The organism is Vibrio sp. K4 (assembly GCF_051122595.1).
In the GTDB taxonomy this organism is placed as follows: Bacteria; Pseudomonadota; Gammaproteobacteria; order Enterobacterales; family Vibrionaceae; genus Vibrio; species Vibrio owensii.
This window is the reverse complement of the sequence record NZ_CP178578.1, coordinates 1,945,274-1,971,473: the sequence shown is the minus strand read 5'-3', so window position 1 is coordinate 1,971,473 and position 26,200 is coordinate 1,945,274. Positions and strand designations below refer to the sequence as shown.

The window sequence follows — 26,200 nt, the reverse complement described above, 5'->3', positions numbered from 1 at the left end:
TATTTCATTGAGTTGCGGTAGTAATTCCACTGAGGTTGAGGTAGGATCGCCGACCTTTTTTTCGTCAGTGGGAGGACTTATGTATATTGGCTTTGACTACGGCACCGCGAACTGTTCGGTGGCGAAAATGGAACAAGGTGAACCGCAACTTTTAAACCTTGAAGGGAATAGCCCTTACATTCCTTCCACCCTTGCTGCGCCAACGCGTGAGTCGGTGTCTGAACACTTGTTCCGTCATCGCAGCATCAAACCTTTCGATCAGGTTGGTGAGCAGGTTTTGCGTCGCGCGATCAACCTTAATCGTGAAGAAAGCATTGAACTTGAGCCAGAAGACATGGCGTTTGGTCAAGCGGCATTGAATCGCTACTTGGAAGATCCTCGCGATATCTATTACGTGAAGTCACCAAAGTCTTTCCTCGGTGCTTCTGGTCTGCGTGATGTTCAGCTGAGTTTCTTTGAAGATCTGGTTTGCGCCATGATGGACAACATCAAAGCGCAAGCAGAGAACAGTGCGCAGCAAATCATTACTGATGCGGTGATTGGTCGTCCGATCAACTTCCACGGTCGTGGCGGTGAGACGGCGAACATTCAAGCGGAAGGCATTCTTTTAAGAGCAGCAAAACGCGCCGGTTTTCAGAATATCGAATTCCAATTTGAACCGGTAGCCGCAGGCCTGGAATACGAAGCAACGCTAACCGAAGATAAAACCATTCTGGTGGTCGATATCGGTGGTGGTACGACAGACTGTTCTTTGATTCAGATGGGACCATCTTGGCGAGGTAAAGCCGATCGTACCGCAAGTCTGTTGGCGCACAGTGGTCAACGAATTGGTGGTAACGACTTAGATATCGCGTTGGCGTTTAAACAATTGATGTTCTCATTCGGTATGGAGAGCAAGATGGAATCGGGCATCATGATGCCAACCACACAGTTCTGGAACCCAATCGCGATCAACAATGTGGAAGCGCAAAACGATTTCTACTCACGTGAGAACTTAGCGGCGTTGAAACTGCTGCACAAGCAAGCGCAAGAGCCTGAGAAGCTGGCTCGTTTGCTAGAGGTTTACCATGAGTCGCTGGGCTACAACATCGTGCGTCGCGCAGAAGAAGCTAAAGTCGCGTTGTCTGACCAAGCGTCTTATCGTGCGGGCATTAACTTGTTGTCTGAGTTGATTGAAGTCGATGTTCAACGCGACGAGATGATTGAAGCGATTGAATCACCGAAGAATAAGATGACGGCTTTGGTTACCGAAGCAGTAGAGCAAGCGGGCGTAAAACCGGATGCGATCTTTATGACAGGCGGTTCGGCACGTTCACCTATTTTGCGTGATGCAGTGCAGACAGTATTGCCAAACATTCCAGTGGTGAGTGGCAACTACTTTGGTTCGGTCACCGCAGGTCTAGCGCGCTGGGCAGAGGTTTGCTTTAAGTAAGACCGAGTTAGCTGTTATTAGATTCCTGATCTCGCCTAGGTTCGTCGGAATGACGGGGTTGGAGTTTGGCTGATGTGTTGAGCACTAAGCCACTCAAACTTTGACAGAAGACTAAATAGGGTCATTCCCTAGAGCGAGGAACGAGTAGGGAATCTCTAAAGTGCACATCAGTGCAACCAAAGGTGCACACGGCTAGAATCATAGGTACAAAAAGCAAAAGAGCCCGCTGAAGTAGCGGGCTCTTTTCGTTTAAGCGATTAATGGTGGTGCGTGTGCTTTTCCATATGGTCTTTCTTCTCAACCGCCATTTCTACTTCCACTTTACCTGCTTTTTTGAACGTCAAAGTCACAGGGAAACGGTCGCCTTCTTTCAGCGTTTGGGTTGGGTTGAAGATCATGAGATGGAAGCTGCCTGGCTTGAACTCCACTTTCTGCTGAGGCTCTACTACGACTTCATCAATCTTAATCATCTTCATCATGCCGTCTTCTTTTGTGTGAGTATGAATCTCCACACGGTCAGCAATCGGTGTTGAAGCCGCAATCAGCGCGTCATCAGCGTCACCTAGGTTGCTTAACTGAAAGAAACCGCCAATCACTGGAGCATTTGGTGGCGCTTCGCGGCTCCAAGGATGATCGATGTGAATCTTGCCTGCTTCGTATTCGTGAGCAAGGCCAAGTGGGCTTGCCAATAAAGCGATAAGAGCGATGGCTGTGGTTTTCATCAGTTTGATCATTTGTGTTTTCCTTTTTAAATCTGGCTGTTCTCTATCGGTTCTTCGATAGGATTAATACGTTATGTTTATTTACCGACTACTTCGTTGAGTATTTAGGCGTGGAAAACACACGGCGGAGACTGCTTCGGCGCTACGTACTTGTAAACTTTTCTTCCGCAAGTTGCGAAATGGTAGGGTGTGAAAACGTGCTTGGTGCGTCGTAACCAAGAGAGCGTGGTCAGATACAGACCGAACGCGATAGCGATAAAGAATTGCGCCGCTTGCAATAATGGACATTCAAACTGAAACCCATCGTGCAGATTAAGATCTTGAACAAATTCAGAATTGGGCAGTGCGTTGGCTTCAATCAGTTCGTTAATATCCACCCATTTAAAGCCATCAGCGGTACACAGCAACACCTTTTCATCTTGAACTTGGTTTAGCCAATTTTCGCTGTGGATTTGCGTAGGGTTCAGTGCCGCAGTAGACGTTAGGTACAGCTGAAACAGCACAGCGATGATGATCATGACTGCGCTTATCGCTTTCTTTCCATGCTGTGTTCTGAGTGTGTCCATACGACTTTTTATTATGAAGCGGAGATACGCTAATTGGCTGTAAGACTATGTTTCGGCGCAGGATAGTAACAAACGAACATCAAATTGTAATCGTGAGTTTATAAAAAGGTGATGTGAGTGTGTTTTATTTGTTTTGCGGTTTTTTATTCTGAGAACACATATCGCAAAGATTTATCGTTCGGAAAGCTTTCAAACCTATTGGTGCGCTGAATGTCGTAAATTGGGCTGGTGATTTTGCGTGCTAGAATCGCACTGATTCAATTCAAACTGATTATCTATTCCTCACTTGTTTTCCATTAACGGAATTATGACAGTAATTTAATAAAGGATACGGTATTCTCCGCACCTTTGTAGTTGCTTGAAGCGCCCGTCATATAAGGGCTGCGGAATCTTAAGAAATTTCTCCAATGAAATACGAACAACAGATCGGATATCGATATCCTAAAGGTCGATTTGCTATGGTGAGCGTGTACGCGTTCACTGGCGCTGCGATTTTAGCATCGACTATTTTTTCTCTTTTACTGTTTTTGTCGATTGACGAAAACCCAATGATGCAGGCGCTATTTGGCGGTTTGGCCATCATCTTTGAAGCGGGTAAGTTTTACGCTTGGTACGAATATGGTGAGCGTCGTGCACACAGAAACTACACTGGGGCCCTAACGGCGTTAGTGTTCTATTTGGTGTTGGCTGCCATTTCTATTGGCGGCAGTATCGGCGGTATTAACAGTGCGACCAACAGCGCCCAAAGTCATATCTCTGTAGAACAAGCGAAAGTGGAAGCGTACAACCGTCAGATTGCATCTATCGATAAGCAGATTGAACTGAACAACATGGCGGCGCAAAAGTACATCGAGATGGAGCGCATCGCGACAGGCGTAACGCGCATTCAAGAGCAGAACAAGAAACTACGTGAAGAGCAGCAACGCTTGGCAATAGAGCGAGATAGCTTACCGCCAGTGGCGCAAGGCTCGGTGATTGGCCTGATCGACAGTTTAGCGAAAGCATTTGGAACGACTTCTTCTCAAGCGCAGTTGGGCTTGGTGGTGTTCTTATCTATCTTGTTGGATTTCTTTGCTGCTTTCTTTGTGGGTTTGATTGGTGAAGAGAATCGCTTCCGCCATTTCTTCCGTCGTAACGATGGTATAACGCTAGCAAACGTTCGAGATATTGACCCAGAGCCAGCGGGATACTTGCCTCATATCAAAGAGGAAGCTGAGCCTGAAGCGCAACAAGAGCTTGAGCCAGAAGAGCCCAAAACGTTATTAGAGCAGGTGAGTGATGCGTTAAAAGGTCACCAAATTACTTGCACCAAAAAAGCGGTGGCGAAGCAGTTCAGGCTCTCGGCAGAAGAAGTCGACAAAGTGTTTGAAGAGTTAGCCGAACTTGGCTTAGTCGGTAAGAAAGCCAACCATCATTATCACTGGATTGGTCAGGTCGAAGCGGCTTAAGCATCGCGAACGAAAAACAAAAGAGCGTCCAGATGGACGCTCTTTTTATTCGATTATTTTATACCTATGTTCATTTCAAACCAATAGACACAAATCGATTCACATCAGGCTGAGATTAATCTGTGATGATCTTCTTGGTCGTGTTTTTAATTGGTTTTTTTTCTTTCTCTGGCATGGCCGCGTCAACGGCTTTCCCAGCAAGCCCTTCGTCTGGCAGTGCTTCTTTACCAGCTTCTACCGTCGTGTCTTTTAAGGCTTCTTTTGGTGTGCATCGACCACCGACACCCACAACCGCTTTAGTGGCTGTTGCTTTAGCTGCTTTTTCTGCATCACAGTCTGGATCCAACACACCTGCGTGCGCAGAGGTTGCACCGAATATGAGAAGAAGTAGGGCAAGGTTACGTTTGTTCATTACAGTTACCGTCTTCGTGTAAACATGAATTAAGTGTAACTGAGTGATGTGAGTTTGCAGGAAAAGAAAAGTGCCGCCGAAGCGACACTTGTGAGTTTCTGTTGTAATTTCGGAACTTTAGTCGTTCGCGAGTTCAATTTCTCTTGCGATATTTTGATCGTTAATTACTACGCCATCGACTTCGATCGTCGCCCCATCTAATTGCGCTTCTTGCACGCCATCGAGCTGGGTATTGGTATCAATCACCACCGTTTTGGTTTGGAATTCTGGCCCATGATCGTTTTGACAAGCCAGCACAAAAGTTCGGGAGTTTGCGTCGTAACTGTTTACTAAGCCTGTGCACTCAAAAGATTCCAATCGCTCTGGTGTGTTGTCGCTGTTTGTCGCCGCGAAACTGCTTGCTGAAGCACAAGCACCGAAAAGCATAATTAGAGGTAGTGTCATTTTACGCATTGTTAATCCCTCATTTGGTCATACGTATCTGTTGTAAAAATTGAAAAGAAAAGACGATACGAGAGAGGGGAGAAGCACCACAAAGGCGGTGCTTCTTAGTTGTGTTCGTTGTACTTATTTCGACTTAGTCGTCGTGGCCTTCTGCTTCCACTTCACGTGCGATGTTTTGGTTGTTGATGATGACACCTTCAACTTCTACTCGCGTACCGTTTAGGTTGTGTTTATTTAAGCCTTCAAAACGAGTTTGTGCGTCAATCACAACGGTATTGTTTGCCATAACTTGGTCTGCGTCGTTTTCACAGCGAGCTACTTGGAAGGTCTCAGCATTCACGTCGTAGTTAGAAACGATGCCTTCACATTCGAACTCTTTGCCTTGCCAGTTGCTGTCGTGGTCACCATCAAAATCAGGGCCATCGATTTCAATGTTTGTCGCTGTGCGAACGCCGTTCTTCATTACCGATGTTACTTCCACTTCTTGACCTTGTTTAAGATCCGCTTTAGTGCCATCTTCAAAACGTGTTGCGTTGTCGACCGCAAAGTTGCCACGGTAGTTTAGTGAGAACTGGCTGTAATCGTTCGCAACCCATGTCACGATACCTTCTACATCATTGTCACCAACAAGGCTGTCGTAGTTTTCTACTTCCACTTCTGTCGCAACAAATACGTCGCCTTGCATAGAGCCTTCAACTTCAACCCACTGACCAACCTCTAGACCGTCAACGCGGTTGTAAGATACCGTTGTATTTGCGCCAAGTTTGAACGTGCTGTTGTTTGCATCAATGCTTGAGATACGGCCTTCGATTTCGTCAGGGCCATTGATATCAAAATCGAATTTCACAACGGATAGCACTTTGTAACCAGCATCAGCAGTTGGTAGTGATGACACCATGACCCAATCGTTTAACTCGATCTCGTTGCTCAAACCGTCAAACTGAAGTTCTACACCGTTAACTGTGAACGTTTTGCTTGCATGATCAATCGCGGTTACTGTACCAGTCATGGTCGGCTCTAGCGTAACGACGACGGGTTCATCTGTCGTGTTCGATGCAGCTTTTATTGTTGAGCCAACTTGCACCATCATGTTTGGATGTACCGCACCAAGGTTCATTTTTTGAGTGCCATACATGACTTCAGACACTCGGTAAGTGTAACCATTCACCGTGATGGTACTTGCTTCATCGTTTACTGATTCAACCGTACCGATTGCAGCGCTTGGCTTCACAACAGGTTGTGGTGTTGAACTACCGCCGTCACCAGACCCGCCACAACCAGATAATGCCAAACTCACTGCCGCTACAAGCGCTAATTTTTTCATGATATCGACCTATTTTTGAAAGCTTATTTATGAATTTGGTTGTATCTTATGACGCGTATCGTGAAGTGTTCGTGAAGAAACGTGAGCCTATGAAAATATTAATTGTCGACGATAATCACAATGTTTCAGAAACCATTGCCGATTATCTAGAACTCGAAGGAATGACCATTGATTGCGCTTACCACGGAGAGGCTGCGCTAAATTTAATTCAAGAAAATCATTACGATGTCATCATCATGGACATCATGATGCCAAAACTCGATGGCATCAGTACGGTTGAGAAACTACGCCAAGAACTTCTTTGTGGTACCCCAATTTTGTTCTTAACCGCCAAAGATACCTTAGATGACAAAGTGGCTGCCTTTAACGCGGGTGGCGATGATTATCTGATGAAGCCTTTTGCCATGCAGGAGCTGAGCTTGAGAGTTCATGCTCTGGCCAATCGAGGCCCAAGACAAGACATTGGTACATTGAAGTTTGCCGACATTAGTTTGGATGCTCGCACTGATGAAGTGACGCGCATGGGCAAACACATCAAGCTGAGTCGTATTCAAACCAAAATTCTCAAGTTGCTATTGAAGCGTGCACCGTCTGCGGTTTCTCGTACTGAAGTTATTGAGAACGTGTGGGGCGATGAACCGCCGGGCAGTGATGCGTTAAGAAGCCACATTTATGGTTTAAGAACGGCACTCGACAAGGGTTTTGATGATTCCAGATTAGAGACGATTCATGGACAAGGCTACCGACTCAAAGCATAAAGAATACCCGAGTATCTATCGCAAGATTCGCTGGGGTTTTGGCTTGATGACCTTTGCGATGTTCACCTTGTTTTGGTCGTTGATCTACGTTGCTGAGAATAAACTCGAAGTATTGAGCTTGCACCACTGGCTTGATACCGAAGTGGCACTTTACAAAGAAAACTACCAACAGATGGGGTGGGATGCGCCATTGCCAAATGTGATGGAGTTTGACTCGTATTGGAGCGAAGCGCCAACGCCAGATTGGTTATTGTCGTTCAAGTTTCCGGGTTTCTACGAATACTTATTAGGTGAAGAAGATAAGCACTTCGTGGTGTTTGAGCATCCGTCTGGAAAAGGGCTAATGTACATCGTCTTCCAAGATGATTCCGATGACTACTTGGACGAATACGAAAGCTCGCTGCATCAATTTACTTTCTTCTTAGGTGGTTTGTTCTCCATCATCATGGTTGGCTATGGCGTTTACATGGTGCGTATCCTGTCTCGACCGTTAGCGAAGATCGAAGACAAGATTGGCAGAATGCCGCCGGACCAACCAACGTTTGAGGTTGATACCAAGTTCAGCGAAACACGCCATATCGAACAGACGCTATTAGACAGCAAGAACGAGATCGCAGGCTACTTCAAACGAGAACAAGAGTTCAGCCGCTTTGCGTCACACGAGCTACGCACGCCAATCATGGTGATCAAAGGGTCTACCGACATTCTGAGCCGTGTTCCAGAGCAACTGCCTATCGCACAAAAGGCAATTACGCGTATGCAGTCGGCTTGTGAAGAGATGCGAGTGTTAACGGAGGCCTTTTTGCTATTGGGTAAAGAGAAGGTAGAACTACAACATTACGCGGATCATGCGCTATTGCGTTGCTTGAACCAGCAGCTCGACGAACTCGCGCCGTTATTTGCCAAGCAAGGGGCGGAGTACAAGTTGGAAGAGACAAACAGTGGTATGGTGCACGCACCGGAAAGCTTCGTAACGATTGTCATTAATAACCTGATAAAAAACGCTTTCAGCTACAGTGTGGGTGATATAGAAATTGCTCTCAATGAGACACAGCTTATTATTGTGAATCGCCACGATGGCAACGAAACCTACAACGCTGGCTATGGATGTGGCTTGGTGATTGTTGAGCGCATCTGTGAGCGAATGAGTTGGCCATTTGAACTGGATGATGATGGCGTCAGGTTTACTGCAAAAATCGATTTTCGCTCTTAAACGCCCGCAAATTATTTAAAGCCAGAGAACGTACTCTGGCTTTTTTGTATCTAACTGCCAGTGAAACAAGAAAAAAATTCGATATCGATTAGACTCAAAAGAGTCAAAGTGAATTGCAAGGAGTGGTTATGCTCTCGTATCAGGTCAATCGAAGTATCGAAATTGAAAAGACACAAAGTGACATCATCGAGTACTTGAAAGACTTTACTCATTGGCCAGAGTGGTCGCCGTGGATCATTATGGAGCCAGAATGCGAACTCACCTACAGTGATGAACAAGGTGTGGTTGGTTCTGGGTATCAGTGGAATGGTCATCGTATCGGGACAGGGGCGATGGTACTTGAGAGCACGCAAGAACACCGCCTAGATATGGAACTTCACTTCTTTAGACCATTCAAAAGTCACGCAAAAGTGACGTTTTTAGTGACGCCGTCACAGAATGGCTGCACGGTTGAATGGTTGATGCAATCGCGAGTTCCTTGGTTTTTGTTCTTCTTGAAAAACATGTTTAAGTCAATGATTGGTATGGATTATGACCGTGGACTTCGAATGCTGAAAAGTCAAATGGAAACCGGCCAAGTGCTGTCTCAACTCACCGACGTCGGTTCCCGTAAACAAAATGAAATTAACTACATTGGCTTAATGGGGTCCGGAACCATTCCAGAATTGGGTCCCGTCATGCAAGATCATGTGGCACGACTGTACGAGATGGCAGAGCGAGAAAGCTTACCAGTGACAGGGGAGTTATTCTGTTACTACCTTTCTATGGACATGAAGCAAGGTTATTTTGAATTCATCACTTGCTTGCCAGTGAAAGCGGGCGTCGCGGCTACTGGCGATTTTGTGGCTGGGACGATCCCTGAGTGTGAAACTTATGTGGTTGAACACAAGGGTGAGTACTGGTTCTTAGGGAATGCTTGGTCGTTCGTCATGAATCTCACTCGACAAAACGGCATCAAAGTCAAAACCAAGCCATTGGGTATCGAGCGTTACCTGAACAATCCAAATGAAACCGATCAAGCAGATTTGTTGACGGAAGTGATTGTCTTCAAGAAATGATGTGCGTTGTAAAACTATGAAGCAACGCCATGTTTCATCCCAACTGCATGATAGTATTCGTTTATAAATTAGAACGATACACAAGTTGATGCGTGCCCTCGTGGCACCATCGTATTATGTCATGGATGAGATATGAAGCTTAAATACCCCCTAATTACTGCCTGCCTTTTTGCCACGCCTACCTTTGCAGATGATGCGCCAAAGAACATTATATTTATGGTCGGTGATGGCATGGGCCCCGCGTTTACCACCGCTTATCGTTATTACCACGATGATCCAAAAACCGAAGAGATTGAACCGACCATCTTTGATTCCATTTTGGTTGGTATGGCGAAAACATACCCAGATGATGTCACCTATGTTACCGACAGTGCGGCGAGCGCAACGGCTCTTAGTACAGGTGTGAAAAGTTACAATGGTGCAATTGCGGTGGATACCGATAAGCAGCCAATCAAAACCATGTTAGAGATGGCAAAAGAAGAAGGGATGACGACAGGCTTAGTGGCAACGTCACAAATTAACCATGCGACCCCAGCAAGTTTTGCCGCGCACAATGAATCCCGCCGAAACTACGATGCCATCGCCAATGACTACATCGACAACAAAGTGGATGACCAACTGCCAGTAGACTTACTGCTGGGTGGTGGTGTGCGCTATTTCGAACGTGATGATCGTAACCTTGTCGATGAGTTCAAACAGCAAGGCTATCAGTACATCACGGATTTCAAACAACTGCCTGCGTTGCAAACCTTACCTGCATTAGGTTTGTTTGCAGACAAGGCCTTTCCGTTTGCACTTGATGAAAATCCAACACGATTAGAACAGATGACCAATAAAGCCTTGTCACTACTGCAGCGTCAGGACAATGGTTTCTTTGTCATGATTGAGGGGAGCCAGATCGACTGGTGTGGCCATGCGAATGATATAGCATGCGCAATGGCAGAGATGAGCGACTTTGCCAAGTCCGTAGAGTTAGCGAAAGCCTATGTGGATGGCCATCCCGATACTTTATTGGTGGTCACGGCCGATCATTCTACTGGCGGTTTAACCCTTGGCGCGAATGGACAGTATCAGTGGGATACTGAAGTGATCAAAGGCGTTCATAAAACCGCATGGCCTTTAGCGATGTCTCTTGCGCAGTCGAATGACATGATCGCGACATGGAATGAGTCTGTTGATTGGCCTTTGTCTAAAGAGCAAGGTAGAAAACTGGCTTATGCGAAATTGAGTGAGGAGCCGGCGAAAACGCTCTACAAAGAAGTGAAAGCTATCATCAACGAGAAGAGCTACACCGGCTGGACAACAAAGGGGCACACTGCGGTTGACGTTCAAGTGTTCGCTTATGGCAAAGGTTCTGAGCAGTTTGTTGGTTCACAAAATAACACCGACATTGCCAAGAAGTTGATTTCATTCATCCAAGATTAACAGGGTAGATTGTTACGTGAACTTGCCGCCCAGATCACCGTTTTATGGGTAATTTTGCATGACAAATAGAGCGAATTAGCATAGCTTAGTTTTTGTGCAACATGCAGTGCGGAATCTTTGATGTGATGCGTATAGAGAATAAAGCAAACCCTTATGTAACCAGCAGTCAGCTCGATTTGAAAAACGCCAGTCGTTATATGAATCTGGCGTTTAAAGCGAATCGAATTGATGTGAGTGCCGAGTTGAGCACCCAAACTGGAAAACCAACTATGGTAATCAAGAATGAAGATGGGGCGGTTGTGCGTCGTATTGATGGTCAAAAGATCATTAATAAAATGAACCACGTTGATACTTACGTCTGATGTGACACTTCAAAGTGACAATGAACCAAATAAATAATGCCTCAGCAATTGCTGAGGCATTATTTTTATCACTCTATAACGTTAACTCAAGTGTTACGTCATAGTGCTCAGAGCCAACTTCTCTTTGCTAGAGAATTATTGTGCACGGAATTTACCGCTGTTAAGTTCAATTTTAGACGCTTTTACGCGACTGTCAGCATTCAAGTAATCGCTGATACCAAGTAGGTCTTGGCCTTCAGACGCTTTGAATACTGCAGACTCACCTTGTGCAAATACAACGTCTAGCTTGAGGTCTTTAGCCACGGCTTTCGCATCCGCTGGATTTTTCACGGTAACGAAAATCAGGCCAGTGGCTTTCGATACGTTGCTAAACGCGTTCTTAAACACTTCATCGCCTGCATGCAGTTCTGCCGCTTCTGAAAGGTTATCGACAGAAAGTTTGCGGTAATCTTGGCCGTTAATCTCGACGGCATCTGATGCTACAAACAGCTCAGGCGCAGGTTGTTCTGCTAGTTGTTGCTCTGCATGGGCAGCGGTTGCCATAGTCGAAAGAGCCAGAATAGAAAATGTCATAAATTTCATGTGAATGACTCCTTAGTGACCGAAGATACGCATAGACCAGTTTTTAATAACACCAGGTTTTGCGTTGTTTGCCATCGGTACATCATAGATAGCTGAAGAGTTGAAATATGCAATGAATGAGAACACTTCATCACCGTTTGTATCGATAGCGCGTAGCGTCCATTCGCCTTTTGCGTCCTCGCCGTAGAACTGGTTAGAAAGCAGAAGTTGATTCTCATAGCCTGTCACGTTTGGATCGAGCGATTGACCAACAAGGCCATTACGCGGCGTTTGTAGAACAGAGCGCGTGCCTGAAGGGGAAATCAGTTCGATTGCCAAATCAGGTAGACGTGAATGCTCAAGCGTTAGTTTCACCTGTACCGATTCAACGGTAATGTCATCGGTCACTGCGATAGCTGAAGAGCCGCCAACCAAGCTTGCATCTGGCACGCTGACTTCTGTCGCGTTGCTTGCCCATGGAGTAATGATTTGTGCAGGCAGAACATTGTTTGTCATGCGAGCACGTTTCATTGCTTCATCAAGGTTAACCGCACCAAAGCCATAGAAGGTGTGGAAGTCGACGCCCGCTGCGTTTTTCTGCCATGGTGAGATTGCTTCGTAGCTCACCAGTTCACCTTGGTTGTTTACGAACTCAAGCTGAACGCCAGGGTGATCTTTGTCAGTCACGCTTGCGGTTTCCGCGAGCAGCGCACGCACGTCACGAGCGGTTAGCGCATGGTTTGTCGACATAATTGCCGCAATCGCACCTGAAGTGTTTGGCGCAGCAGAAGAGGTACCATTCATCGTGCTGGTGTAGTTACAGCTCGGATCTTGCTCTGTACCGCCGTGTAGGCCGTTAATACCAAGATCAGCACTGGTGTTTTGACCTTCTTCACAGCCCATCAAGTCGGTTGTGACCATAGCTGGGAAATCTTGACCATATTCGCCGGCTGGTGCAGCAACCCAAACGTTAGCACCAACGGAAGAGTAACTCGCACGAGTACCGTCGGCACGAAGTGCACTAGTGACTAGGTTGTAATAACTTGAGTTATCGTAAGATTGTGCCGAGTTGTGCATTGGTAGCCCTTGGTTACCGCCACCAGCGAAGAAATCGCTCGGAAGCACAAAGAAACGACCAGTATTGAAGTAGCGATATCCATTACCTGCAGACTTCACGAAGACCGCACCTCGGCCCCAAGCATTGCTTTCGCTGACGTCCTTCATCACATCCATTTCGAGTTTGAACTGTGGATCGTTCTCATCGAAAGGAATTGGTGTGATAGGGCTAAAGCCATAGCTTTGGTTGAATACGCGGACATCGCTAGTGGACGCGTCTGCACCGTGTGAAATCAACCAACCTTCAAGAGTTTGGTTAGCGAGCCAGTTAAAGCCCATTAGAGACGAGCGAGAAGCAACGCCGCGAACGCCTTCACCGTTGTTACCAACCGCACTGATTAGGCCAGCAACAGCAGTACCGTGGCCATTTGCGTCTACTGGGTAATCGGCTGGGAATGGTGAATCTTCAACGAAGTTTCTGCTACCTGTGACTACGTTACCCGCAAGGTCTGGGTGGTCGATCTGTACTCCAGAGTCAATGACTGCAACTTTTACGCCTACACCCGCAATACCCATTGCTTGTGTCAGTTTGGTGTTTAAGTCGTTACCCGCAACAGCAGGGTTGGCTGCAAATGCAGTTTGGCCTGTGTTATCTAGGTGCCATTGCTCTGAGTAGAGCGGATCGTAAGCCGAGACGGCAGGTGAAATGCCTACTGCTAACATCGCAGCGAATAGGCGATTAATGCGTGTTTCCATTTGTGACCTCATGTCTTTGTTTGGAATTTTTGTCCCTGTTCGATACTCCTTTAAACAGGTCTAAACAAAGCTAGCGGGTAAGAATGGAGACGAAAACTGTTTACATCTGATTTACTTTTGTTTTTCGACGCACGACATTATCTTGACGTTAAATGCTTGAAGTCACGAAAGATTCTAGATATCTGGAGAAAAGATTGCGTGTTTAAAAAGCAGGAAAATTAGAGTAATTTCCTGCTTTTTATGGAATGGGGTGATTTATATGGCAGGTTGTATGGTTGGCTCAGGTTCTGTAGGGGCTTGTTCTTTACGAGACAGCAACCCGTCAACCACTTTTTCTACATAGAACTTCTTGTATTCTTGATCGCACCAACGTTTGTTTAAGCCTCTGCGATTAAACTCAGCGCCGATGGCAACACGAGTTTGGTTGGATGCTCGATTGTAATACAGGGTTTCACATAGCTGTATGTTGCTCATTTGTTGAGCGTATACATTCACACTGCTGCTTCTCATTCCCAATTGTGCGGCTTGTTGATTGCTGCATGCGGCCAAAATGAATGGCGATAGGGCAGCAATAATCCATGTTTTCTTCATTGTGCTTTCTATGACGTCGAGTGAATTTTGAACTGATTTCGTCCAGCTTGTTTGGCATCATACAGAGCTTGGTCAGCAGCGAAAAACCATTGATCCCACTCTTGTTTGATGGATTGCGCGCTTAACTCGTTAACCGCGCCGAGGGAGATTGTCGCGCCTAGAGAGTCTGAGTCAACCTCTAGGTTGTTGTTTTCAACTGCAAGTCTCAAACGGTCTAAGGTTTTTGCGCAGTCGTCGGCGTGGCGGATTTCAAATAATAAGACGAACTCTTCACCACCCCAGCGTACCAATAAGTCTCCAGAGCGAGTGGCTTCATCAAGGATCCGCGCGACATGGGTCAGCATCTTGTCACCCAAGTCATGCCCGTATTGGTCGTTGAACGTTTTAAAGTGGTCAATATCAATCACGGCCAAAGCAAACTTACGCCCCGGGCTGCGTTTCGCCATGTTATCTAACCAATTCGGCAGATAACGTCGGTTATGTATCTTAGTCAACGGGTCGGTGGTGTTTTGCTGAGTGAGCTCTTCATTGATCTTGTTCATCTGACGAATGTAGCGGAATAGCCAGAAGCCAATCGCGGCCACAATGAGGAAGTAAAAGATTTCGCGATAGCGCTGCGACTCAAGTTCCGATGCTTGCAGGGCATTTTTCGCTTCAAGCAATGTCAGTTCTTTTTGAGCAAGTTTGGCTTCTAAATCGAGCTTGATATTAATCATCTCGTCGCCATGAACATGATTGTCGAAGCTTTTCTCTAAGTTACGTAAACGACCCAAGTTGTCGAACGCTTTTTCAAAGTTCTTCAACTCCTGATGAGCACGAACCAAGACCAAGTACAGATCCATTTGTTGTTTGGTTTCTGCACTTGCTGTTTCACTTAGGCCTTCTAGCGCGAGCTTCGCACTTTCAATGGCTTGTTCGTATTTACCGTCTTTAAGATAAGCTTCGGCAAATGCCTCATGACAAGCGGCTTTCATGCCTTTTAGTTTTTGCGGGTTAGGGAGGTCTAAGCAAGCTTGAGCTAACTTATAAGACTCTTCCATTTTACCGAGCGTGCTAAGCAGCTGAGATAAATTAGAAACGGAGTTGTGTTTTATTCTTACTGAGCCCGTATCCATAGAGAGCTTGGCCGCACGCTCAAAGTAATGTTCCGACTCTTCGTATTTGCCCATCCCGTAGTTAATGACACTCAAGTTCGCATACATAATTGCAAGGAACAGGCTGTTGTCGTATTTCTCGCTGCTATTGAGATAACCACTGATCGCTTGGTCAAGATAGGCTTTAGCGCGATCCCAATCAGACAGCTCCATATAGAGCGATGCAATGTTATTAAGAGTCATCGCAGTCTGGATTTCAAATTCAGAGTCTTCAAGTAAATCGTAAGCGGTACGGTAGTGTTTTAAACCAGTTTGGACTTGCGCTCGTTGTACTTCCGCATTACCAAGCCAACGGTAAGCTCGGCCTTGTAGCGAGTTGTAACCGATTTGGCGTGAAATGTTGATGACGTCATGCAGCAGCAATTCGCCTTGCCAAACGTCGTCTGCTTCCACCAATTCGACGGCTTGGTTTAACTTGGCTTCAGCGATGACCCAAGGTAACTCGTGCTTTTTGCCAAACGCCACAAGGTCCGGAATCTCGGGTAGGGGAACCCCTTCATAACGTTCTAGATAAATACGCGCAAAATAGTACAAGGCTTCTGAATTTGGTGAAGCATCAGCGGGAAGCGTTAAATCGCTTGATTTGATAGAACGAGGCTTGCCGATGGAGTCAAAGTAGAACTCAAGCATCGGATAATCTTTTATGGTGAGATGGTGTCTGAGATAGCTTTCTTTATTCGCGTTATCTGCCGCAATGCTATTTGTCGAGCACAAAGCGCCAAACACAATCGGAAATAGGTATCGTAACGTTTTAAACGGGAAAAGCTTTAGGCTGTTGATAAAAGCTAACTCTATAAATTGAAACACCCTAAAAGTTTATCACTTCTTATCAACGAACACCCACAGATTTATCTATTTTATCTGTTTGAAAAAGTTAGTTATTAGATGAATGTAATTAGGCATATGAAATATGGGCGTTTTTAAAAGACCTACTTAAAATCGAACGCCTTGATAGGGTGGTTAATGTTGGTTTGCTGCAATGACAAAAAGCTTGTAACACGTTAGTGCGCAATGGTTGAAGAAGGGAAATGAGTCTTAAAAAATCGTTCGATCTCTAAAATTTCATCAGACTGTCATAAATATTTAATATTGGTATGTCTTGTGAAAAAAGGTGTTTTTAGACATAGTGTTATTAAGCCATGAAAAATTGGCTGTTCTAACAAAAAAGGAGATTGCCTATGCACAACGAAATGATTCAACCTTCCCGCTTCGGTATTATCGGCCGTACTTGCATCGCGTCAGTACTAATGATCGCAGGCGTTTTCACTCTCATGTAATGAGACAGTAATTTTTCATTACTGATTAGAAAACCATAGCAAAATTCAGGGAATTACCTTAATAAAAAATAAGGTATTCCCCTGAAAATCCCACCTAACTCTCTTTTCTTAACTCAACAAGCTAAAAACCAACGCACTTACTGCAACAATACCCGTCATCAGTACAAAGTATGTCGATACTTTTCCACGATATTTGTGCAGTGCTTTCACTTTGTATACCGACAACATCGGCATAATGAACAAGATCATCGCGATAACCGGGCCAGATAGTGCCTCCATCATACCCAAAATGCTTGGGTTCATGATTGCCGCAATCCAAATAGACACGAATAGCACCACAACACTGATGTGATCTACACGGCGTTTCGGCATATCTGAATGCTTAGTGATCAAACCATTTAGGCTTTCACGTGCACCCAAAAAGTGGCCAAGGAAAGAAGAGGTGATCGCGACAAATGCCACAAGCGGACCAAGTGTTGCGATAAATGGGTTGTCCGTAGCGTTAGCTAAGTAAGAAAGTACAGATACGTTCTGTGACTTTGCCTCTGCCAGTTGTTCTGGAGAAAGCGCTAATACACAAGAAAACACAAACAGAAGAACAAACGCGATCAGCATGACGCTAGTACGGCGCAAGATAAGCTCTGATTTTACGTCCGCACCTTCTCCATAATGGCGACGCTGTACATTTGCAAAGCTAGAGATTGCTGCTGCGTGGCTGAACGAGAAGATCACCACGGGAATCGCTAACCACATTGTGCTTGCAAAAGACGACATTTCTGGTGCATCCATCACTGGCATGCTCCAGTTTGGCATTAGATAGAATGAAAGAAACGCCAGAATCGCTACCAATGGGTAAACCATGATGGCAAACGCACGTAGCATCACCTTTTCACCCGCCATCATGATGGCAATTAAGCTAAACACCAATACGCCAGACAGTAGGGCACGCGGTAATGGCTCCATACCTGCTTGGTTGACCATGAAGCTGTCAACGGTGTTGGTAATACCGACGCCATAGATAAGAAGAATCGGGAAGATAGAAAGAAAATACAGCAGCGAAATGGAACGGCCCGCTTTCGCGCCAAAGTGTTCTTCTACAACATCGGTAAAGTCTGCGTTTTTGATCTTTGATGACAGTACGAAACGAGCGAGGCCACGGTGCGCTAGGTAAGTCATTGGGTATGCAAGAATCGCCATGACAACCAGCGGCCAGAAACCACCAATACCAAGGTTTATTGGTAAGAACAGAATGCCAGCACCTACGGCAGTACCAAACAAGCTTAATACCCAATGAGTATCGTGTTTTGTCCAAGTATTTGTTGTGTTTAATTCACTAAAATTTAACGTATCTCGAGATTCTTTCACTTAAAACTCGCCTTTATAAAAATAATAATCGCGCGGATGTTATATGTTTTAGTGATTGTTATCACATTGGCCAAGTGGTGAATCGTGCTAGTGAAAAGGCAGGGCAGTAAACTATCGAACCATGAAAATTTGAAAAAAGCGATATATAGTTCCAGTTTTGCATGAGTAAGTTGAAACTATATCGCGAAATTTTCTGTTTTTATGGTTTTAGATGTTGTGGTTAAGCTTTGTTCGATAACATTGTAAGGTGGTCCGAAAGCGGCAGTGGTCTTGCGACCCCAAACCCTTGAGCAAACTGGATATTTAGCGCTTTTAGTGTATCGATATGATCTTCTGATTCGACAAACTCGGCAACCGTAACCAACTGCATGCTGCAGGCGACTTGGCTGATGGCTTGGACGATGATTCGGTCATTTTCACTGTCGACAATGTTTTTCACGAATGAGCCGTCCACCTTCAGCACGTCGAGGGGAAGGCGACGCAAATAATCGAAGCTCGCATAACCGGTGCCAAAATCATCCAGTGCGATGGTGGAACCTGCTTCCCGAAGTCTGTTTAAGTTTTGAATTGCAATTGGTTCATTACGAAGTGCATCCGATTCCGTGATTTCAAAACACAGTTTGTTCATCGGGATCTGGTGTAGATTCGCTTCGGTTTGAATGTCCTCCGCTAAACCCTGTGAATTCAGCGCTTTGGCGGTCAGATTGATGGCGCATCGCCCGATCGAGTCCCAATCTCCAATATGGTTTTTTAGCGCTTTGAAAGTGTGTTCGATTACCCATTTATCTAGCTCTCTTTCTAACCCGAACTCGTTGATTAAAGGGAAAAACTCAGCCGGAGACATAAGTTCACCTTGTTTGGGTTTAAGGCGCAGCAAAATCTCAAAGTGGGCATTTTGAGCGTTATCCGATAGCGCTCGATAAGGCTGACAATAGAGCTCAAATTCGTTTTCGCGAAAGCACTGTTGGATGAAGCTCAATTGGTTAAGTGTCTTATTTTCTTCTTGATTGTGTGTTACCCAGTTTACGCATGCGGTGTCGCGACCTTGTTGCTCGCACAGTTTGGAGATCAAAGGATCAAGATTGTGGTTTCCGTAGATGGAAGCACACTGGATGGTACGTTTTACAAGGCTTACCGCGCTGTCGTCGAAGTAAAAATAGAATCGATCTAAAAGCCCAATCAGTTTGGATAACTCGCTTTCCATCTTAGGCAGTTTCGGGGCGAAGCAGAGTAACCCACTGGCAAAAGGTGGCAGATAGGCGCGTTTTAAATGCTCGGTATTGGCAGCCAAATACTGGCTTAACTGTTTCATCAGTTGCGCGCGGCCCTGGTGCCCAAGCCCGTTAAGCTTGGAAAGGGTGGGTTCAAGGTCGATGTAGATCAATGTCGCGTGAGTTTGCGTTGCCACATCTTCTTTTAGTTGGGCGAGATTGTATAACCCTGTAAAGCTATCAATGCGTTCTTTACGAATCGCATTACGCGTCGTGACATAATTCTTTATCGTATGAGCACCAAGCATAAAAGTGAGCATGGTCAGTACAAACAAAACCAGCAACATCGCATAAACTTGTTCACGTGATATGAAACCTAGGTTGTAGCGGCTGATTATGTTCTCGACACAAACGAGCAATGTTGCAGCGCCAATCAGCATTGGACGAAGTAAGCCAAACTTTCCGAGCCCCATGCCGACCAAACACAGCAGCATCAAGCTAAGTGTATTCAGAGTTAACGGGTTTTGTGCCGAGATTCCGGCCACTAAAAACAGCGCGCACACCATCAGCCACAGTCGATAATGCAAAGGGTTGGAGTAGGCCGCCATCATGGCACGATCGAGTTTTATGTAAGGCGCGTTTTCTCCATCAAGTACATAGCTAAGACCAAGGCTTAGCAGTGGGGTAAGTACCATCTGAGTCAGGATTGCGCTTAACACCGAGTAAGCGACAAACTCGAAAGAAAAGTCAGATGATCCACCTAGCATTACACTGATCAACATGAGCAATGCGGTGTTTGCAATTGGATAGAGTATTCCGATAAACGCGGCGTAGTAGCCAAGTTTAACCGTGAAGTTATACGCAGCAACGCGTTTTAAGGCTGCACGATACAACTGGCAAAACAACAAAGGCAGTGCGGGGAGCAACACAGAAAACAGCACCGTCATTTCCCATGGACGCTTGGAAAAGAATCCATAGTAAAACAGCAGTCCTGCCACGATAGTCGGAAGGACTCGCCAACTGTATCGCAGCGTTACGGTAACAACGAAAGCAGCCGTAAAAGAGAGTACGTGAACGCGATCTTGCGCAATCACATAGAAATTGGAGAGGCTATAGCTAACTTGTATTGCGCAAAAGATTAGGATTTGAATGCCTAAAAACTGCCACCACTTTTTATTTTTATAATCGAGCAAAGGGCTGATTTGCTCGAATCCAGACACCGACATTATCCACTCTAATTCTGACAACTAAATCGAAGCGCTGACGTAAACGCGAGTTCTTCATTTCCATGATGATTCGCCTAGCAAAATGAGCGTTGTTGCTCATGTTGGACGGTGTTCGTCCGTATTGTTTTTATTATTTTTGTATATAAGAGCGGCGATTATTCAACAAAAAAGCGCTAACAATCAAATAAAAACTGGTACGACGTTCCGTTTATATGAAAGAGCTCTCATGGAAAGTCGCGCAGAATACTTCAATTTAGAGGTACGACTATCAATAAAATCGAAAGAAGTTCATGAAATCGTTAGGTTCCGTCTCATTTCGCCACTATATTTCGTTCGTCATGCCGTAAAAAGAAGAGACCACAATGAAGATCACCTCAGCAGAAAAACAAGATTTAGTTGCACTATACGAGCTCGAACACAAGCTGTTTGGGCATCATGCATATCCAAGATTCTTCTTCAGACAAGCATTTGATTGCTGGCAACAGGGATTGGTGGTTTCCAAACACGGCGAGCAAGTCACAGGCTATGTTTTGATGGCACAAAGTGATGAACAAAACACCCATTGGATTTTGTCACTTGCGGTAGATAGTCAGCATCGAGGAAAGGGGATTGCACGTTCGCTTGTGGAGAATGTAATCGCAAAAGCAAGCTTAGGTTCTATCGTTAAGTTAACGGTCGATCCAAACAATGCGCCAGCTTACAAGTTGTACACTTCGTTAGGCTTCAAGGTTCTAGAAAAAGAAGAAGATTATTTCGGTGATGGAGAGCCGAGACTGGTCATGGCACTAGCCCGTTAATCTTGCACTTCTGTGATTCAAACTCGCACCTAATCAGTGCATTGCCAATTATAGAGTGAGAGCTGGTTTTGTTAAGTTATTGAAATATAGTGCAATATAAAATTGGCATCGGGTTTGCAATTTAGATTACGTTCATCGTTAACTCGATGCGCCGCTTTCCCTTAGCAGGCGGTTAAGCGGATAGGGTATTACTTTTTTGAGCTTTTATAGGCAATGCAGCCTCTCTCGTTTCGGGAGAGGTTTTTTTTCGCTTGTAGCTCGTCATTCTAAGGAAAGAATCAGGGGGCGGAATGTCGCAAGGATGCAAAAAAACCACTTGTCCCTATTGTGGTGTTGGATGTGGTGTCGAGGTCAATGCGAAAGGAATCGTTGGGGATGCGTGTCATCCTGCAAATGCGGGATCACTGTGCGTAAAGGGCGTCGCGCTGGCAGAGAGTTTGAATATGCCTTCGCGCTTGCTGTATCCAAAGCTTGTCACCAAGCAGCGACCTCAAGGGCAAGAAGTGCAATGGCAACAAGCCACGAATCTAATTGCAGAGAAGATTCATCAAGCGAAAGCAGAGTTTGGACCGGATTCCGTCGCGATGTACGTGTCAGGCCAGTTGTTGACGGAAGACTACTATATCGCCAACAAACTCATGAAAGGCTATGTTGGCAGCGCAAACATCGATACGAACTCCCGTTTGTGTATGTCTTCGGCGGTTGCGGCTCATGTACGAGCATTTGGTGAAGATGTCGTTCCCGTCAATTACGACGATATTGATAAGACTGAGCTATTGATAATTTGCGGTGCTAATACCGCTTGGACGCATCCTGTTTTATTCCGACGTATTCAACAAGCGAGAGAGAGCAATCCTAACCTCAAGCTGGTGGTCATTGACCCGCGTGAAACGGTCACAGCACAGCAAGCCGATTTGCATCTACCGATTAAAAACGATGGGGATGTATCACTTTTTAATGGGCTGCTCAAGTTTCTTATTGAGCAGCAATGCGTTGATTCTCAATACATAAATTCCTATACCGACGGGTTTGATGCGCTTGCAGAAGAAGCTTCTGATTTGCGTTACGATGTCACTAATCTAACGTCTTCCATTGGGATTTCAGAAGAAAAACTCACGACATTCTTCCAATGGTTTGCACAAAGCCCAACCGCAATCACGTTGTTTTGCCAAGGGGTTAACCAAGCCGAAAATGGTGTCGATAAAGGCAATGCCATTATTAATGCACATTTGGCGACAGGTAAAATTGCTAAGTCAGGTTGTGGTCCGTTTTCTATTACAGGTCAGCCGAATGCGATGGGTGGGCGAGAAGTCGGTGGATTGGCAAATCAATTAGCGGTTCATCGTGCTTTTGACGCAGAGTCTATCAAGCAAGTGCAGGCGTTCTGGGATTCACCAGAAATTGCCACTCAGCCCGGTTTAAAAGCCGTTGAACTGTTTGAGGCGGTAGAACGTGATGAGATTAAAGTTCTGTGGATCATGGCAACCAATCCTGTTGTCTCTTTGCCAGATAACCAATTGGTAAAACGAGCACTAGAGATTTGTCCGTTTGTGATTGTTTCCGATATCACAGCGGATTCGGATGTTGCGCATTACGCGGACCTATTGCTGCCCGCCGCTGGTTGGGGGGAGAAGCAAGGCATGGTGACCAACTCTGAGCGTCGACTTTCAAGGCAGCGCCAGTTTCAAACGCCTCCGGGTGAAGCAAAATCAGATTGGTGGGCGATAAGCCAAGTCGGACAAGCTCTGTGTGCATTGGAAAAGACACAAAATGGTTTTGCATTTACTTCTGAGCGGGCGGTATTCAGGGAATATGCGGCGATGACAAGCATGAATGCAGATTCACCTTTGAAGCTAGATCTTTCTCAATACGCGAACTTAACCGAGCAAGAATACGAAGAGTGGGTACCGACACAATGGGGAGGAGAGCGTCCTTTTTCTGATGGAATCTATTCGCACCCAGATGGAAAAGCGCGTTTTGTCGTGACCAGTGAATCTCCAACACGTTTAGAGAGAACAAAAGGCTGGTGGCTCAATACGGGTAGGCAACGCGACCAATGGCATACCATGACGCGCACAGGGCATATCGTACACCTTGCCGCCTCTGAGTTAGAACCAACCGTGTACATGAACACACTCTCTGCCACTCAAAATCGCTTAAAAGCAGGACAACTCACCAAGCTGTTTCAGCCTACTTCAAACACCGTTATATATGCCAAAGTTGCCATTGATGAAGGTTTGGGTTTTCAGGAGCTGTTTATGTCAATGCACTGGGCGGGTCGATATGGCGGTGAAAGCAGTGTTAACGCGATAGTAAACAGCGCAAAAGACCCTATTTCCGGACAGCCTGCGTTTAAGTCGTCTTATGTTGAAGTGCAAGATGCGGCGGTAAAAACCTACGGTATGTTCATCGGTACACAGTTTGATTCCGGCAAATTTCTTTACAGCGCATTTCAAGCAGAAAGTAGTCTGGGCATCTGGCGCTTTGCACACGATAAGCGACCAAAGAAGCAGAGTTTTTGTCGAACGGAAAAGAGCCGCAGAATTACGATAGATATTGCCCAAGGTTGGCTAGCGGTGGATTACGACCTTGTTGGAGACGTTCGTATCATTCGCTCTGTTTTGGTGGTGTCTAGTGAACCGATTCCAACCGACTACACCAACTTTACTGGCTTGATTGGCAAACCAATGGAGCTATCGCAACTGCTTACCATCACTCAATCGCAAAGCAGTGCCAAACTGGTTTGTAGTTGTTTCCGTGTTACTGATAAACAAATATATGACGCGATGGAGAAGCAAGACTGCACGTCACTGACTCAACTTCAAAACAAACTCAAATGCGGCACTAACTGTGGCTCGTGCGTTTCTCAAATTAAACAAATGGTCGACAGCCATCAGCATCAAAAGGGCAAACAGCAAGCGAACCAGCAAAGTCTGGCTATTCAAATAAAGTAAGTCATAAAGAGGATAAGCACATGGAAGCGCCTTATCAAAAGTCTTGGTTTAAGAAAGGACAAGCGAGTCAGAATCAAGAACGCTCGTCTCGCTTTTCTAAGCATGACCAAGCAAGCAAACTGAACCAACTTTTAGAAGGCCATTCAATAGACCGAGACGCGAACCACAAAGGTTTTGTCTCGATTGTTGGAGCAGGGCCGCACGATCCTGACTTGTTAACCGTGAAGGCTGTGAAAGCGATTATGTCGGCAGAGGTTCTGCTGTACGACCGTTTGGTTAACAAAGATATTTTGGAGTTGGCTTCGCCACAAGCCGATTGGATTTACGTGGGCAAACGATGCGGACAACCTAGTATAGGTCAGGAAGAAATCTGTGATTTGATGGTGTCGCTCGCTCAGCAAGGAAAGCGAGTTGTACGCTTAAAAGGGGGAGATCCTTTCGTATTTGGCCGTGGAGGTGAAGAGGCGTTAGCACTCGTCAAACACTCAATCGCGTACGAAGTCATCCCCGGTATTACTGCTGCGATTGGATGTTCAGCAAACAGCTTGATTCCGCTGACTCATCGTGGCGTTGCTCGTAGCGTTACCTTTGTGACGGGGCAAGTGGTAACAGGCGCATTTGAAGCGTGGAGCCAACTGATGCAAAGCGGACAAACGTTAGTCTTCTATATGGGGTTAGAAAAGTCATCGCAAATACAAACGGGTTTATTAGGCTCCGGTTTGAGAGCAGATTTCCCTGTCGCGATCATCACTCATGGTTGCAGCCCTCAACAACAAGTGCACGTTACACAACTCAATCAGCTCAATGATTTATCGATTACACTTAAAGGCGTGAGCCCAGCATTGATTGTGATGGGAGAAGTTGTCAAACTGCGCGAACAACTAATAGAAACCGTACAGTCAGTGACGGAATACGAGGGAATATGAGCAGCATTTTGGAATGTATTAGAACAGTCGGTCGTGGCGAACGTGGTAGAAAACCACTGAACTTTGATCAAGCGTTTCGAGTTATGGATGAATACCTAAACGGTGAGTGCGATGATGATCAGATGGCAATGCTGTTGATGCTGATCCGCGTACAGAACGAGACTCAACAAGAAATCGCTGGCTTTGTGAAAGCATTCCAATCCCGCATGCCTGCTATTGGTGCAGACATCGACTGGCCATGTTATGCAGGCAAACGTGAAGCGGCAGGTCAACCTTGGCACCTGTTGGCAGCAAAGATCCTCGCCGATAATGGTCATAAAGTGTTGATGCACGGCTATCACGACCGCCAATCTGGTCGTTTACACGCTGAAGACTACCTCGACAAATTTGCTATTACGAAAGCGGAATCAGCAGAAGACGCAAAGCGTGTATTAGAAACACAAAACATTGTGTATCTGCCGCTCAGTGCGTTTGCTCCTCAAGCAGAAACCATGATCGGTTGGAAGAATCGTTATGGGCTTAGAACGCCGATTAATACCGTGGTTCGAGCATTGAATCCGGGGCAGGCGACGGTTGGTATTCGTGGTAGCTTCCATCCTGGGTTCCAACAACTTCATGCTGAAGTCGAATACGAGATTGGTCAAACCGCTCATGCCGTTGTGTCATTCAAAGGACAATCGGGTGAGTCAGAATACAACCCGAAAGTAAGCCAAACGGTATGGCTAAGCCAAACAAGCGGCGTGACATCGCACTACTGGACGGAGCAAATGCTGTCTGAGGTACCAATGCCTGTGAACTGCCCGTTTGGGACGTCAGAAGACGACATGAATCAAATGGCAAATACGGTTCTCGCTACGATGACAGTGGTGCTATTTGCACAGATGCACGACAGGGAAAAAGCATTCGAACGAGCTTTCTCTTACTGGCAAGCCTATTGCGGCCAGCAATAAGATACTATTGTCAATTAATGTAAAACCAACGACGCAAAGTTGTTGAATCTGAATCCATTATCTATTGTTTGAAGAAGGTAAAAGATCCTAGCTCGCCAATGATGTGTTTCACCACCTTGCTCCGTATCAGAGTGGTGAAACCGCAGTTTTAGCCTCAATCGCGTTCGTTTTTAGCTTCGCGTTTGAGAATGAGAAAATCCCATATGGTAAGA

22 protein-coding genes are annotated in these 26,200 nt (G+C 45.7%); 11 read left to right on the top strand and 11 right to left on the bottom strand.

Translation table 11 applies throughout. The features are described 5' to 3' along the window. Positions 1-79: 79 nt before the first annotated feature. Positions 80-1,432: a molecular chaperone gene (yegD, locus tag ACLIIY_RS26360; RefSeq protein ID WP_408696369.1), complete on the top strand. Its 1,353-nt coding sequence runs from the start codon at positions 80-82 to the stop codon at positions 1,430-1,432. Positions 1,433-1,689: 257 nt separating this feature from the next. Here the strand turns inward: yegD and ACLIIY_RS26355 are convergent, their stop codons facing one another. Both ACLIIY_RS26355 and ACLIIY_RS26350 read right to left on the bottom strand, forming a co-directional pair. Continuing rightward, on the bottom strand, positions 1,690-2,166 hold the full coding sequence (locus tag ACLIIY_RS26355; RefSeq protein ID WP_020197290.1) for a copper chaperone PCu(A)C: 477 nt from the start codon (positions 2,164-2,166) through the stop codon (positions 1,690-1,692). A 92-nt stretch (positions 2,167-2,258) separates the two neighbouring features. Beyond that, on the bottom strand, positions 2,259-2,720 hold the full coding sequence (locus ACLIIY_RS26350) for a hypothetical protein (protein WP_408696367.1): 462 nt from the start codon (positions 2,718-2,720) through the stop codon (positions 2,259-2,261). Between the two features lie 407 nt (positions 2,721-3,127). Here ACLIIY_RS26350 and ACLIIY_RS26345 point away from each other — a divergent pair, with 407 nt between their 5' ends. Next, positions 3,128-4,168, top strand: a complete 1,041-nt coding sequence (locus ACLIIY_RS26345) for a hypothetical protein (protein ID WP_045417763.1) — start codon at positions 3,128-3,130, stop codon at positions 4,166-4,168. Between the two features lie 115 nt (positions 4,169-4,283). Here the strand turns inward: ACLIIY_RS26345 and ACLIIY_RS26340 are convergent, their stop codons facing one another. The 3 genes from ACLIIY_RS26340 to ACLIIY_RS26330 all read right to left on the bottom strand — a co-directional run bounded on the left by ACLIIY_RS26340 (position 4,284) and on the right by ACLIIY_RS26330 (position 6,348). Further along, positions 4,284-4,580: a hypothetical protein gene (locus ACLIIY_RS26340; protein ID WP_408696366.1), complete on the bottom strand. Its 297-nt coding sequence runs from the start codon at positions 4,578-4,580 to the stop codon at positions 4,284-4,286. Positions 4,581-4,697: 117 nt separating this feature from the next. Continuing rightward, the gene (locus tag ACLIIY_RS26335; RefSeq protein ID WP_009704615.1) at positions 4,698-5,033 is read right to left on the bottom strand and encodes a hypothetical protein; all 336 of its coding nucleotides are present in this window, start codon (positions 5,031-5,033) and stop codon (positions 4,698-4,700) included. Positions 5,034-5,157: 124 nt separating this feature from the next. Then, a complete protein-coding gene (locus ACLIIY_RS26330) occupies positions 5,158-6,348 on the bottom strand; it encodes a DUF5666 domain-containing protein (RefSeq protein WP_434528844.1) in 1,191 nt (396 codons plus the stop codon). An 89-nt stretch (positions 6,349-6,437) separates the two neighbouring features. Here ACLIIY_RS26330 and ACLIIY_RS26325 point away from each other — a divergent pair, with 89 nt between their 5' ends. The 5 genes from ACLIIY_RS26325 to ACLIIY_RS26305 all read left to right on the top strand — a co-directional run bounded on the left by ACLIIY_RS26325 (position 6,438) and on the right by ACLIIY_RS26305 (position 11,164). Further along, positions 6,438-7,106, top strand: a complete 669-nt coding sequence (locus tag ACLIIY_RS26325; RefSeq protein ID WP_009704613.1) for a response regulator transcription factor — start codon at positions 6,438-6,440, stop codon at positions 7,104-7,106. After that, positions 7,078-8,319: a sensor histidine kinase gene (locus tag ACLIIY_RS26320; protein ID WP_020197296.1), complete on the top strand. Its 1,242-nt coding sequence runs from the start codon at positions 7,078-7,080 to the stop codon at positions 8,317-8,319. Before ACLIIY_RS26325 ends, ACLIIY_RS26320 begins: the two co-directional genes overlap by 29 nt. A 128-nt stretch (positions 8,320-8,447) precedes the next feature. Further along, positions 8,448-9,377 carry an SRPBCC family protein gene (locus ACLIIY_RS26315; protein WP_270051793.1) on the top strand — a complete coding sequence of 310 codons (930 nt, stop codon included), beginning with the start codon at positions 8,448-8,450 and terminating at the stop codon, positions 9,375-9,377. 132 nt (positions 9,378-9,509) lie between these two features. Beyond that, entirely contained in the window at positions 9,510-10,802 is a 1,293-nt protein-coding gene (locus tag ACLIIY_RS26310; RefSeq protein ID WP_270051792.1) for an alkaline phosphatase, read from the top strand. Between the two features lie 125 nt (positions 10,803-10,927). Further along, positions 10,928-11,164 carry a hypothetical protein gene (locus ACLIIY_RS26305; RefSeq protein ID WP_227739881.1) on the top strand — a complete coding sequence of 79 codons (237 nt, stop codon included), beginning with the start codon at positions 10,928-10,930 and terminating at the stop codon, positions 11,162-11,164. Positions 11,165-11,299: 135 nt separating this feature from the next. On the opposite strand, the gene ACLIIY_RS26300 is transcribed toward ACLIIY_RS26305, so the two are convergent. From ACLIIY_RS26300 to ACLIIY_RS26275, 6 genes are all read right to left on the bottom strand, one after another. Further along, positions 11,300-11,746, bottom strand: coding sequence for a hypothetical protein (locus tag ACLIIY_RS26300; protein WP_434528843.1), 447 nt, complete (start codon positions 11,744-11,746; stop codon positions 11,300-11,302). 12 nt (positions 11,747-11,758) lie between these two features. Continuing rightward, entirely contained in the window at positions 11,759-13,537 is a 1,779-nt protein-coding gene (locus tag ACLIIY_RS26295) for a S8 family peptidase (protein ID WP_045417780.1), read from the bottom strand. Positions 13,538-13,792: 255 nt separating this feature from the next. Then, entirely contained in the window at positions 13,793-14,128 is a 336-nt protein-coding gene (locus ACLIIY_RS26290) for a hypothetical protein (protein ID WP_005439286.1), read from the bottom strand. Between the two features lie 8 nt (positions 14,129-14,136). Further along, positions 14,137-15,912: a tetratricopeptide repeat-containing diguanylate cyclase gene (locus ACLIIY_RS26285; protein WP_270051789.1), complete on the bottom strand. Its 1,776-nt coding sequence runs from the start codon at positions 15,910-15,912 to the stop codon at positions 14,137-14,139. A gap of 755 nt (positions 15,913-16,667) precedes the next feature. Next, complete coding sequence (locus tag ACLIIY_RS26280) at positions 16,668-17,924, bottom strand: aromatic amino acid transport family protein (protein WP_005439281.1); 1,257 nt, start codon at positions 17,922-17,924, stop codon at positions 16,668-16,670. A gap of 220 nt (positions 17,925-18,144) precedes the next feature. Then, positions 18,145-20,361 (bottom strand): EAL domain-containing protein, encoded by a 2,217-nt coding sequence (locus tag ACLIIY_RS26275; RefSeq protein WP_434528842.1) that lies wholly within the window; start codon positions 20,359-20,361, stop codon positions 18,145-18,147. A gap of 362 nt (positions 20,362-20,723) precedes the next feature. Here ACLIIY_RS26275 and ACLIIY_RS26270 point away from each other — a divergent pair, with 362 nt between their 5' ends. The 4 genes from ACLIIY_RS26270 (at position 20,724) to ACLIIY_RS26255 (ending at position 25,988) form a co-directional block, all read left to right on the top strand. Continuing rightward, on the top strand, positions 20,724-21,158 hold the full coding sequence (locus tag ACLIIY_RS26270; RefSeq protein WP_045417789.1) for a GNAT family N-acetyltransferase: 435 nt from the start codon (positions 20,724-20,726) through the stop codon (positions 21,156-21,158). Positions 21,159-21,448: 290 nt separating this feature from the next. After that, complete coding sequence (locus ACLIIY_RS26265) at positions 21,449-24,112, top strand: nitrate reductase (RefSeq protein ID WP_434528841.1); 2,664 nt, start codon at positions 21,449-21,451, stop codon at positions 24,110-24,112. Between the two features lie 20 nt (positions 24,113-24,132). Beyond that, a complete protein-coding gene (gene cobA / locus ACLIIY_RS26260) occupies positions 24,133-25,038 on the top strand; it encodes a uroporphyrinogen-III C-methyltransferase (protein WP_434528840.1) in 906 nt (301 codons plus the stop codon). Continuing rightward, the gene (locus tag ACLIIY_RS26255) at positions 25,035-25,988 is read left to right on the top strand and encodes a glycosyl transferase family protein (RefSeq protein WP_104980738.1); all 954 of its coding nucleotides are present in this window, start codon (positions 25,035-25,037) and stop codon (positions 25,986-25,988) included. Before cobA ends, ACLIIY_RS26255 begins: the two co-directional genes overlap by 4 nt. Positions 25,989-26,200: the final 212 nt, after the last annotated feature.